We start from the raw sequence: 10,990 nt of genomic DNA, 5'->3' as shown, positions 1-10,990 counted from the left end.
GGAGCGACACACGAGGTTCGAACTCGTGACCTCAACCTTGGCAAGGTTGCGCTCTACCAACTGAGCTAGTGTCGCATCAACAACGTTTCCGCTGTTTAGGGCTGCGAATTATAAGAGCATTTTTTTGTGATGCAAGTCCTTCCTTCAAAAAAACTTTATTTTTTTACTGAACGACGAAAAAGCAATCAAAAGCGATATAAATTACAACAATTTGGATCGCAACCTTAACAGTTAAATCTTGAAAATAGTACCTCGATAGTACTTAAGTTCTGCGATGGACTCACGAATGTCGTCCAAGGCCAAATGTGTTCCCTGTTTTGTGAACCCATTTAGCACCTCAGGTTGCCAGCGACGTGCTAGTTCTTTAAGAGTACTAACGTCAACATATCGGTAATGGAAGAACTCTTCCAACTCAGGCATATGCTTGTATAAAAAGCGGCGATCCTGCCCAATGCTGTTACCACATATTGGCGACGCCCCTTTTGGCACCCATTTTTCTAAAAATTCAATGGTTTGTGCGACTGCGTCTTGTTCTGAGATTTGACTGTTTCGAACGCGCTCCACCAAACCGCTTGCCGTATGCGTATTAGTACACCAGTCGTCCATTTTCGCCAGTTCTTCTTCCGGCTGATGAATCGCTAACACTGGACCTTCAGCCAAAATATTTAGTTCGCTATCCGTGACAATAGAAGCAATTTCGATGATTTTGTGCGTTTCAGGATCAAGCCCTGTCATCTCTAAATCAACCCAAATTAGGTTTTGATCGCTAAAGGACATGGTTACGCCGCCTATTTGTTTATCGATAAAAGAGGTACTATACCTCAAAATACGAGAAACACGATACTCATACACGGAGCCAGGAGTACGGCTCAACCATTTGAGTAAATTCACATAAAGTACAGAATTGTGGCAAAGAAGAAAAAGTTAACCAAAGGTCAGGTGCGACGCGTACGTAGCAACCAACAAAAGCGTTTGAAGAAGCAAGAAGATTCCATCCAGTGGGATGAAAACATGCTAGGCGCCAGCAAGCAAGGTCTCGTGATCACTCGTTTTGGTCAGCACGCGGACATTGAAGACCTTGAAACAGGCGAAATTCAACGCTGTAACCTCCGCCGTGGTATTGAGTCTCTAGTATCTGGCGATCGTGTTTTATGGCGCGAAGGATTGGAGTCTATGGCGGGCATCTCTGGTGTTGTTGAAGCGGTAGAACCTCGCTCTTCAGTGCTCACTCGTCCAGATTATTACGATGGTCTAAAACCCGTTGCAGCCAATATTGATCAAATGGTCATTGTCTCTTCGGTATTACCAGAGCTATCGCTAAATATTATTGACCGCTATCTCGTTGCATCAGAAACACTGAATATTGCGCCATTGTTGGTCTTAAATAAGGTCGACCTTCTAGAAGCCGATGACCGTGCAATGTATGAAGAATGGCTCAAAGAATATGAACGTATTGGCTATAAAGTGCTTCTGGTCAGCAAGAAGTCTGGAGAAGGCATTGCTGAACTAGAAACCCTACTGCGTGATCGAATTAATATCTTTGTTGGTCAATCAGGCGTAGGGAAATCCAGCTTAGTCAATGCGTTAATGCCGGAACTAGAGAGCGAAGTGGAAGAAGGCGAAGTCTCTGAGAACTCTGGCTTGGGCCAACACACCACGACGGCTGCACGTTTATACCACATTCCAACGGGTGGCGATTTGATCGACTCACCTGGAGTACGTGAATTTGGTCTTTGGCATTTGGAAGCAGAAGAAGTAACAAAAGCATTCGTTGAATTTCGACCATATTTAGGCGGTTGCAAGTTCCGAGATTGTAAACACAATGATGACCCAGGCTGCCTTCTACGCGAAGCTGTCGAGAACGGGGAAATTAACGAAACTCGCTTTGAAAACTATCATCGCATTTTGGAAAGCATGGTTGAAAACAAAGCAAATCGTCAGTATTCACGTAATAAAAAAGCCGATCTGTAATTGAGTTAAGGCTGTAACTGTGTAAAAAGTCTTCACCTAATACTGACAAGCAAATTAAATTTCAGTAACATCACGCGCCCTAAAGCGCGAATCTAACAGAAGTATCGGAATTAAAGATGGACAAGTTTAAAGTTGGACTGCAGTACTGGATCCCACAACACGGCCTCACTCGCCTAATGGGTAAACTGGCTTCAGCAAAAGCTGGCGGTCTAACAACAGCAGTTATTCGTTGGTTTATCAAACAATACAATGTGAATATGGATGAGGCAAAGCACTCAGATCCTAAGCATTTTAAAACGTTCAACGAGTTTTTCGTTCGTGAGCTAAAAGAAGGCGCACGCCCAATTTCTGAAGGCGAAAACGTCATCACTCATCCAGCCGACGCTTGTGTTAGCCAGTTTGGCCCTATTGAAGATGGTCAACTTATCCAAGCAAAAGGTCATCACTTCTCAGCACAAGAATTGCTGGGCGGTGACGCGAATTTAGCGGACGAATTTAAAGATGGTTCTTTTGCCACATTGTATCTATCTCCGCGCGATTACCACCGTGTACACATGCCATGTGACGGCACTCTGCGCCAAATGATTTACGTACCAGGTGACCTGTTCTCAGTAAACCCTCTGACAGCAGAAAACGTACCGAACCTATTTGCTCGTAACGAGCGTGTGGTGTGTATCTTCGATACTGAGTTTGGTCCAATGGCACAGGTGCTTGTTGGTGCGACAATTGTTGGTAGCATTGAGCAAGTATGGGCTGGCACTATCACTCCGCCTCGTGGAAACACTGTCTACAAATGGGATTACCCAGCAGAGGGTGACAAGGCCGTGATCTTGAAAAAAGGCGAAGAGATGGGCCGCTTCAAACTGGGTTCTACTGTTATTAACCTGTTTGCCAAAGACGCGATTGAGTTTGACGCAAGCATGGAAAACGGTAAGCCAACCGTTATGGGCACACCTTACGCCTTGAAAAAATAAGTAAAACACCGTTAAAGAGCCCTTTATTAAGGGCTCTTTTTATTGATAAAAAGCAAAACTCCGTTCGAAATTTAGCCTCTATTTCTCAAACTCATACCTGCCTCTAAGACCCTCATTCCACAATCAATTATCCTGCGCTTAGAATGAATATTTAGAGGGGCAGCCAATGCCAAAGATGAGTGTAAACACGTTGGCGAAATTGCTGGTGTGCTTTTTAATTCCGCTCGGTGTTTTGATGATGCCGATTGATGCTATTCCTATTGACGATCTCACTTTAATTCAGCATCGCCTGTTGGCTATTTTTCTTCTTGCTGCCCTACTTTGGGTTCTCGAGCCGGTTCCCGTTTTTGCTACGTCCATTCTTATTATCGCTCTTGAACTGATCATGATATCGGATAAAGGTTTGCATCTATTTCGCAATCCACCAGCGGGGCATGATTTAGGAGAGTTAATTGCTTACACCGATATTTTCTCGGCCTTCTCTTCACCGATCATTATTCTTTTTATGGGTGGTTTTGCTCTTGCGATTGCGGCTTCCAAATACGAGCTCGACAACAACCTCGCCCGAGTTCTATTAAAACCATTCGGCACCCAACCTAAGTTCATCATGCTGGGCTTGATGTTAATTACCGCCGTTTTTTCAATGTTTATGTCCAATACTGCCACGACCGTGATGATGCTAGCCCTGCTTGGCCCCATCGTCGCTTCAGCACCTAAAGGGGATTTAGGCATTAAAGCACTGGTGTTGTGTATTCCAATTGCCGCGAATACAGGCGGCATTGCGACTCCGATAGGCACGCCACCTAATGCGATAGCGCTTCAATATCTCACTGGAGAAAACGCGATAGACTTCCTATCGTGGATGACAATGGGTCTACCCTTTGTGTTGGTACAACTCACTGTAGCTTGGTTCTTGTTGCAAAAGCTGTTTCCGTCTAGCGAACCAGAAATGAAACTAAAGCTAGATGGTACATTCAAAAGGAGCTGGCGTGCGATCGTCGTCTACATCACTTTTGCACTAACCATTGTGCTTTGGATGACAACGAAAGTGCATGGCATGAATACATACGTTGTCGCGATTATCCCACTAGCAGTGTTCACGTTAACGGGCATTATGGGAAAAGAAGAGCTCAAGCTGATTAACTGGGATGTTTTATGGCTGGTTGCCGGTGGTATAGCAATTGGTATTGCCTTAGACAAAACGGGCTTAGCCGAAGCATTAGCGCACGCCATTGATTACAGCCTGCTATCACCATTTGCCGTTGTTTTAGCCCTATCAGTAGTGTGTTGGTTAATGGCGAACTTTATGTCTAATACCGCAACAGCAAACTTATTGATGCCTATTGCTGCCGCTATTGGTACATCAATGCCAAGCCTTATTGCGGTTGGTGGCCTACAAGGTTTACTGGTTGTCGTCGCCTTCTCCGCATCACTTGGCATGATCTTACCGGTTTCCACACCACCAAACTCTTTGGCTTATTCAACAGGCCTCATCGAGAGCAAAGACATGGCGAAAGTGGGGCTGATTCTTGGTTTGATTGGTCTATTTATCGTGTATGGCGCAGTTCTGGTGCTGTTTTAATCGATAAGCTCCGTGACAGAGCTTGTTGTCATGGAGCTGTTCGCCAACTATTGCCCTTGCAGAGCCGCTTTTACATCCATTAAATTTCGTGCATATTAAGACTCCTCTACTCTACAAGGACGTCGACACATCATGGGTTACGAATGGCTTGCTTTATGCGCCGCTTTTCTGTGGGCAGTTTCTAGCCTAATTTCGGTCATTCCTGCACAACACCTAGGCGCATTTTCTTACAGCCGCTGGCGTATGGGCTGCACAGCCGTGATCTTATCAACAATGGCCTGGATAACTGGCGGCTGGTTAACGGTTTCTTGGGAACATGTAACGCCAATGATGGCCTCAGGACTGATTGGTATTTTTATTGGTGATACCGCTCTATTCGCGTGTTTGAATCGTATGGGGCCAAGACAGGCCGGGTTACTATTCTCTTGCCACGCCGTGTTCTCTGCCATCTTGGGCTACTTCTTATTTAGCGAAGTCATGACCACAATAGAACTACTGGGCGCATCATTGGTATTTAGCGGCGTGGTGATGGCGATATTCTTTGGCCGAAGAGGTCAAGTGAATAACGTCTTGGAAGACATTAAAGGTAACATCTGGGTGGGTATTGGACTTGGCTTAACCGCAGCAATGTGCCAAGCATTGGGCGGCATCATCGCCAAGCCAGTAATGCAAACCAGTATTGACCCAGTTGCGGCTTCTGCTATTCGAATGATCAGTGCCTTTTTCGCCCACAGCATGTTGTTAATTCTAGGGGTCAAAGTCGCTCGCTCGACGCAACACATTACTTGGCGCGTATTTGGTATTACTGCACTTAATGGTTTCTTGGCGATGGCCGTCGGCATGACGCTAATCTTATACGCACTGCAAGAAGGAAATGTAGGTATGGTTGCACTGCTATCTTCAACCACGCCAATTATGTTGCTACCACTGCTCTGGATTTACACGAAACGCCGACCAAACCGATTTGCATGGTTGGGCGCAGCCCTAGCTGTGATTGGTGCGGGCATATTGGTTCAGTAACCTTACAGACCAGCCCTTACTGCCAGATACAAAAAAGCCCGAGTTTAAACTCGGGCTTTTGTCATTCGGAGCCGTTAGTTAATCATTTAACTAGTACTTCACCCGTCATTTCTGCTGGGATTTCTAGACCAGCTAGAGAAAGCATGGTTGGTGCAAGGTCAGACAGTTTACCGCCTTCTTTGAATTCAACCGCTTTGTCACCTACATAGATTAGAGGTACTGGTAGGTTAGTGTGAGCAGTGTGGATGCCGCCAGTTTCAGGGTCGATCATCATTTCTGCGTTACCGTGGTCCGCAGTGATCAATAGTTGACCGCCAACTTCTTTGATTGCTTCAACCACTTTACCCACACTTTCATCTAGAGCTTCGATTGCTTTCTCAGCCGCTTCATAAACGCCAGTGTGACCAACCATATCTGCGTTCGGGTAGTTACAGATGATGGTATCGAACTTACCTGACTTGATAGCCGCAACCATCTTATCTGTTAGTTCTGGAGAGCTCATTTCAGGCTGCATGTCGTACGTTGCAACTTTTGGAGAAGCAACCAATTGACGCTCTTCGCCTTCAAATTCGTTCTCAACACCACCGTTGAAGAAGAAAGTCACGTGTGCGTATTTCTCTGTTTCAGAGATACGTAGCTGAGTTTGACCTTGTTTAGATAGCCACTCACCGTAAGTGTTTTCTAGAGACGCAGGTGGGAATGCGATAGCTAGAGGGATATCAGCCGCGTATTGAGTCAGCATCACAAAGTTGATTGCTGGGAATACTGCACGCTCAAAGCCGTCAAACGCAGGAACGAATGCACGAGTGATTTGACGTGCACGGTCAGCACGGTAGTTCATGAAGATAACCGCATCACCATCTTGCATGATTGCGTCTTCTTGACCTTCTGCTTTGATAGCTGTTGCTTTAACGAATTCGTCGTTTTCTTCACGAGCGTAAGCCGCTTCTAGACCTGCAACTGCCGTTTCTGCTGTGAACTCAGCTTTAGCTTGAGTTAGAAGATCGTAAGCAACTTGGACGCGATCCCAATTGTTGTCACGGTCCATTGCGTAGTAACGACCTACTAGAGAAGCAACGCGGCCTTTACCTAGTTTCGCAAATAGGTCTTGGAAACGTTGTAGTGAGTTTTCAGCACTACGTGGTGGTGTGTCACGGCCGTCTAGGAAGCAGTGTAGGTAGATTTTCTCTGCGCCACGAGCCGCTGCCATTTCAACTGCAGCGTAAATGTGGTCTTCGTGAGAGTGAACACCGCCTGGAGACATCAGGCCCATGATGTGTACTGCTTTTTCAGCTTTCACAGCAGAGTCGATTGCTTCAACTAGCGCAGGCGTTTGTTCGAACTCACCATCCGCAATTGATTTAGTTATACGAGTCAGGTCTTGGTATACAACGCGGCCTGCACCAATGTTAGTGTGACCAACTTCAGAGTTACCCATTTGACCATCAGGAAGGCCAACATCCATGCCTGAAGCAGAGATTAATGTGTGTGGGTTATTCGCAATCAGAGCATCCATTACTGGTGTTTTCGCATTCGCAATTGCATTACTTGCTGTGTCTTCACGGTAACCGTAACCGTCAAGGATAACTAGAGCCAATGGCTTCTTAGCTGACATAGTGATGACCTCATCAAATTTAAGTAACTTTTGGCGTAGGGCCTCGCTGCCCTATCTAACCTTGAAACAAAACTAGCGTAATTTTACTACACTTTTTAACCAAAACTGTAGGTTAAGATCAAATAATGTTTGCGATTTATTGTTGCTATCTTACAAGTTAAGCGAACAACGAGTCAGTGCCGACAATCGTGTTCCACAAGCATAGTCATTTCTAATACGCTTTGTACACCCCAGTCTAAGTTCGGTTTTCTTACGCTTCTCATTCTTATTTTTGCACTTGAAACAGCGCTAATTTAAAGCAACATCAAACAGGATGGGTTAATACCTATTGTTCTCTTTTCTCAGTAAAACAGAAGTCACTTAAACCGATAAGTCCAATAGGCAAAAGCAATCAAGCTACCAGAGCAAAATGTACGGATAGTAAGGGCATAAAGGGTTTATAGAGATCTCAATTATTCGTTAGAAAATTTTAACTCTCTCGCCTAAGAGCCGTAACCTCGCTATACTCCTGCTTTATTTTTCCGCCAACAGCGTAAGAGCTCAAGACATGCAAGAGTACATTGAATTTTTCCAACAGAACATGATTCTATCTTTGGTTTGGGTAGGTCTTCTTGTCGCCTTTATCATGAACATCGTGAAATCAGCGACAGCCGCATACAAAGAAATCAACGTAAACCAACTGACTCATCTTATGAACCGTGAAAACGGCGTTGTAGTGGATATCCGTACCAAAGACGAGTTCAAAAAAGGTCATATCACCGACTCACTTCACATTTTACCGTCAGACATCAAAGCGGGTAACTTGGGTAGCCTTGAAAACCACAAATCAGACCCAATCATTGTTGTATGTAAGACAGGACAGACCGCTCAAGAAAGCGCAAACCTACTAGTAAAAGCTGGCTTCGAAAACGTGAGCCTACTAAAAAATGGTTTGATTGCGTGGAACGAAGCGAACCTGCCGTTAGTTCGCGGTAAGAAGTAGGAACGTGGCAAGAACGAAAGTTCGCGTTTAAACGCGCTTTTACCAAGCCTCGCGGACAAAAAACTGAGCAAATTGAAAGCAGTTGGAGCACTAAGTTGTGACGCTTTGCACGTAATACACGCTTCATCTAGTCAAGGTAGATTGGCTCAGTTAGTCTCAGGACATACCAGTTTTCTGAGCTTAGACGTTTCTAGGCTCAACAAATATTGATTTAAGGATTAAAAAATGGCTGAAGCAGCACCTCAAGACGCACAACAAAACTTCGCAATTCAACGCATCTTCCTAAAAGACGTTTCTTTTGAAGCGCCGAACTCTCCAGTAATTTTCCAGAAAGAGTGGAACCCAGACGTTAAACTAGACCTAGACACTCAAAGCCGTGAGCTTGGTGAAGGCGTTTACGAAGTTGTTCTACGCCTAACCGTTACTGTGAAGAACGAAGAAGAGACTGCGTTCCTATGTGAAGTTCAACAAGGTGGTATCTTCACTGCTGAACAAATGGAAGCTGGTCAACTTGCACATTGCCTAGGCGCATTCTGCCCGAACATCCTATTCCCATACGCTCGTGAAACTATCTCAAGCCTAGTCGTTAAAGGTACGTTCCCTCAACTGAACCTAGCGCCAGTAAACTTTGACGCGCTATTCATGAACTACCTACAACAGCAAGCTCAACAAGGCGAAGCTGAAGCGTAATTCACGTTTTATAAGTGACGAATAGCCACAGTGCTGACGTCACCGACTCAAATAAAATGCACAGAGCGTCTACCATTCGATGCAATGTGCATTTTTTATTTCTGACAAAAGTTCCTAGTTCCTAATCGCCAGAAGGCGTAAAATTTGACGATTAGGAACTAGATTCTACTAGTAGCAAGACAATTAGGCGGTAGCATGACACAAGCAAATACAAACAATGCTTACGGTAAAGACATCGCAATGACTGTGATTGGCGCAGGCTCATACGGCACCTCTTTGGCAATCTCACTCGCTCGTAACGGCGCGAACGTTGTCCTTTGGGGACACGAGCCAGAGCACATGGCTCGCCTAGAAGCAGACCGAGCTAACCATGCCTTCTTACCAGGTGTTGATTTCCCTGAAAGCTTGATCATTGAATCGGATTTAGAAAAAGCCGTTCAAGCAAGCCGAGATTTGTTGGTTGTGGTTCCAAGCCATGTCTTTGGCATCGTGCTAAACAGCTGTAAACCATTCTTGCGCGAAGACTCTCGCATCTGTTGGGCAACCAAAGGGCTTGAACCTGAAACGGGGCGCCTGTTGAAAGACGTCGCTTATGACATTATCGGTGAAAACTACTCACTAGCAGTATTGTCTGGCCCAACGTTTGCGAAAGAGCTCGCAATGGGTATGCCGACTGCAATTTCAGTTGCGTCTCCAGATTCTGAATTTGTTGCGGATCTACAAGAAAAAATCCACTGTAGCAAAACCTTCCGCGTATACGCCAATAGTGACTTTATTGGTATGCAACTGGGCGGCGCTGTGAAAAACGTTATTGCGATTGGTGCAGGTATGTCTGATGGTATCGGTTTTGGCGCTAACGCCCGTACTGCATTAATTACTCGTGGCTTGGCTGAAATGAGTCGCCTTGGTGCTGCGCTGGGTGCACAGCCAGAAACCTTTATGGGCATGGCGGGTTTAGGCGATCTTGTCCTGACATGCACCGATAACCAATCACGTAACCGACGCTTTGGCTTGGCATTAGGCCAAGGTAAAGACGTTGATACAGCTCAAGAAGAAATTGGTCAAGTGGTTGAGGGTTACCGCAATACAAAAGAAGTATGGCTACTTTCTCAACGTATGGGTGTTGAGATGCCGATAGTTGATCAAATTTATCAAGTATTGTATCAAGGAAAAGATGCGCGCTTAGCAGCGCAAGATTTACTTGCTCGTGACAAAAAAGCCGAAGGAAAGTAGCAATCTACCGCCCTTTGCAGCTCATCTGAGAAAAATTGAAGTTGTCGGGTCACGGAAGAACCACTCTGGATATTGAGAATGAAACACTGCGAAAAACAAAAAGTCTGGAACAAAATTGTCTCAGAAGCCCGTGAAATGTCAGAACAAGAGCCTATGCTGGCGAGCTTCTATCATGCCACCATTATCAAGCATGAAAGTTTGTGTGCCGCTCTGAGTTATATTCTGGCTAACAAATTGAACACCGCTTCCATGCCAGCGATGGCTGTGCGTGAAGTGGTTGAAGAAGCCTTTGCAGCTGATCCAACCATCACTGACGGTGCGGCTTGTGATATTTGTGCCACGGTCAATCGCGACCCTGCTGTTTCAATGTATTCAATGCCATTGCTGTACCTAAAAGGCTATCACGCACTGCAAGGCTACCGAGTAGCAAACTGGCTGTGGAAGCAAGGTCGTCACGCTCTTGCGACTTACCTACAAAATCAGATTTCGGTAGCATGTCAGGTCGATATTCACCCTGCAGCGCGCATTGGTAGTGGTATCATGCTCGACCATGCAACAGGCATCGTGATTGGTGAAACTGCCGTGGTCGAAAACGACGTGTCTATACTGCAAGATGTCACCCTTGGTGGTACTGGTAAAGAATGCGGTGATCGTCACCCGAAAATTCGCGAAGGCGTAATGATCGGCGCTGGTGCAAAGATTCTTGGCAATATCGAAGTTGGTGAAGGCGCGAAAATCGGATCTTGCTCTGTGGTATTGCAAGCCGTGCCACCGCACACGACCGTGGCTGGCGTGCCTGCAAAAATCGTCGGACGTCCAAAAACGGACAAACCTTCTCTCGATATGGATCAAGGCTTTAACGGCAAGTCGCAAAGCTTTATCCATGGGGATGGTATTTAATCGTCAACAAACCTTTTTGACAA

Annotated in this window: 10 protein-coding genes and 1 tRNA gene; 8 read left to right on the top strand and 3 right to left on the bottom strand. The window is 45.6% G+C overall.

Annotated features, from left to right (window positions below):
• Positions 1-2: 2 nt before the first annotated feature.
• Both R7P35_RS19760 and orn read right to left on the bottom strand, forming a co-directional pair.
• Positions 3-75, bottom strand: a tRNA-Gly gene (locus tag R7P35_RS19760).
• A 156-nt stretch (positions 76-231) separates the two neighbouring features.
• A complete protein-coding gene (gene orn, locus R7P35_RS19755) occupies positions 232-777 on the bottom strand; it encodes an oligoribonuclease (protein ID WP_017635574.1) in 546 nt (181 codons plus the stop codon).
• Positions 778-906: 129 nt separating this feature from the next.
• On the opposite strand from orn, the gene rsgA reads away from it, so the two are divergent.
• From rsgA to R7P35_RS19735, 4 genes are all read left to right on the top strand, one after another.
• Positions 907-1,971 (top strand): small ribosomal subunit biogenesis GTPase RsgA, encoded by a 1,065-nt coding sequence (gene rsgA, locus R7P35_RS19750; protein ID WP_005386419.1) that lies wholly within the window; start codon positions 907-909, stop codon positions 1,969-1,971.
• Between the two features lie 116 nt (positions 1,972-2,087).
• Positions 2,088-2,945 carry an archaetidylserine decarboxylase gene (gene asd / locus R7P35_RS19745; RefSeq protein WP_005381465.1) on the top strand — a complete coding sequence of 286 codons (858 nt, stop codon included), beginning with the start codon at positions 2,088-2,090 and terminating at the stop codon, positions 2,943-2,945.
• 166 nt (positions 2,946-3,111) lie between these two features.
• On the top strand, positions 3,112-4,527 hold the full coding sequence (locus tag R7P35_RS19740) for an SLC13 family permease (RefSeq protein ID WP_017635572.1): 1,416 nt from the start codon (positions 3,112-3,114) through the stop codon (positions 4,525-4,527).
• Between the two features lie 132 nt (positions 4,528-4,659).
• Complete coding sequence (locus R7P35_RS19735; protein ID WP_017635571.1) at positions 4,660-5,547, top strand: DMT family transporter; 888 nt, start codon at positions 4,660-4,662, stop codon at positions 5,545-5,547.
• An 82-nt stretch (positions 5,548-5,629) separates the two neighbouring features.
• On the opposite strand, the gene gpmM is transcribed toward R7P35_RS19735, so the two are convergent.
• The gene (gene gpmM / locus R7P35_RS19730; protein WP_005381471.1) at positions 5,630-7,162 is read right to left on the bottom strand and encodes a 2,3-bisphosphoglycerate-independent phosphoglycerate mutase; all 1,533 of its coding nucleotides are present in this window, start codon (positions 7,160-7,162) and stop codon (positions 5,630-5,632) included.
• A gap of 547 nt (positions 7,163-7,709) precedes the next feature.
• Between gpmM and R7P35_RS19725 the strand changes: the two genes are divergently transcribed.
• The 4 genes from R7P35_RS19725 (at position 7,710) to cysE (ending at position 10,967) form a co-directional block, all read left to right on the top strand.
• The gene (locus R7P35_RS19725) at positions 7,710-8,144 is read left to right on the top strand and encodes a rhodanese-like domain-containing protein (protein WP_005386415.1); all 435 of its coding nucleotides are present in this window, start codon (positions 7,710-7,712) and stop codon (positions 8,142-8,144) included.
• Positions 8,145-8,369: 225 nt separating this feature from the next.
• The gene (gene secB / locus R7P35_RS19720) at positions 8,370-8,834 is read left to right on the top strand and encodes a protein-export chaperone SecB (protein ID WP_005386410.1); all 465 of its coding nucleotides are present in this window, start codon (positions 8,370-8,372) and stop codon (positions 8,832-8,834) included.
• Positions 8,835-9,029: 195 nt separating this feature from the next.
• Positions 9,030-10,067 (top strand): NAD(P)H-dependent glycerol-3-phosphate dehydrogenase, encoded by a 1,038-nt coding sequence (gene gpsA, locus R7P35_RS19715; protein ID WP_005381474.1) that lies wholly within the window; start codon positions 9,030-9,032, stop codon positions 10,065-10,067.
• Positions 10,068-10,145: 78 nt separating this feature from the next.
• The gene (gene cysE / locus R7P35_RS19710; RefSeq protein WP_005381475.1) at positions 10,146-10,967 is read left to right on the top strand and encodes a serine O-acetyltransferase; all 822 of its coding nucleotides are present in this window, start codon (positions 10,146-10,148) and stop codon (positions 10,965-10,967) included.
• Positions 10,968-10,990 lie beyond the last annotated feature (23 nt).

This window comes from Vibrio sp. Vb0304, from assembly GCF_033338995.1.
GTDB classification, from domain to species: Bacteria; Pseudomonadota; Gammaproteobacteria; order Enterobacterales; family Vibrionaceae; genus Vibrio; species Vibrio alginolyticus.
Note: the sequence above shows the minus strand (reverse complement) of the source record. Positions and strands in the feature narration are given on the sequence as shown.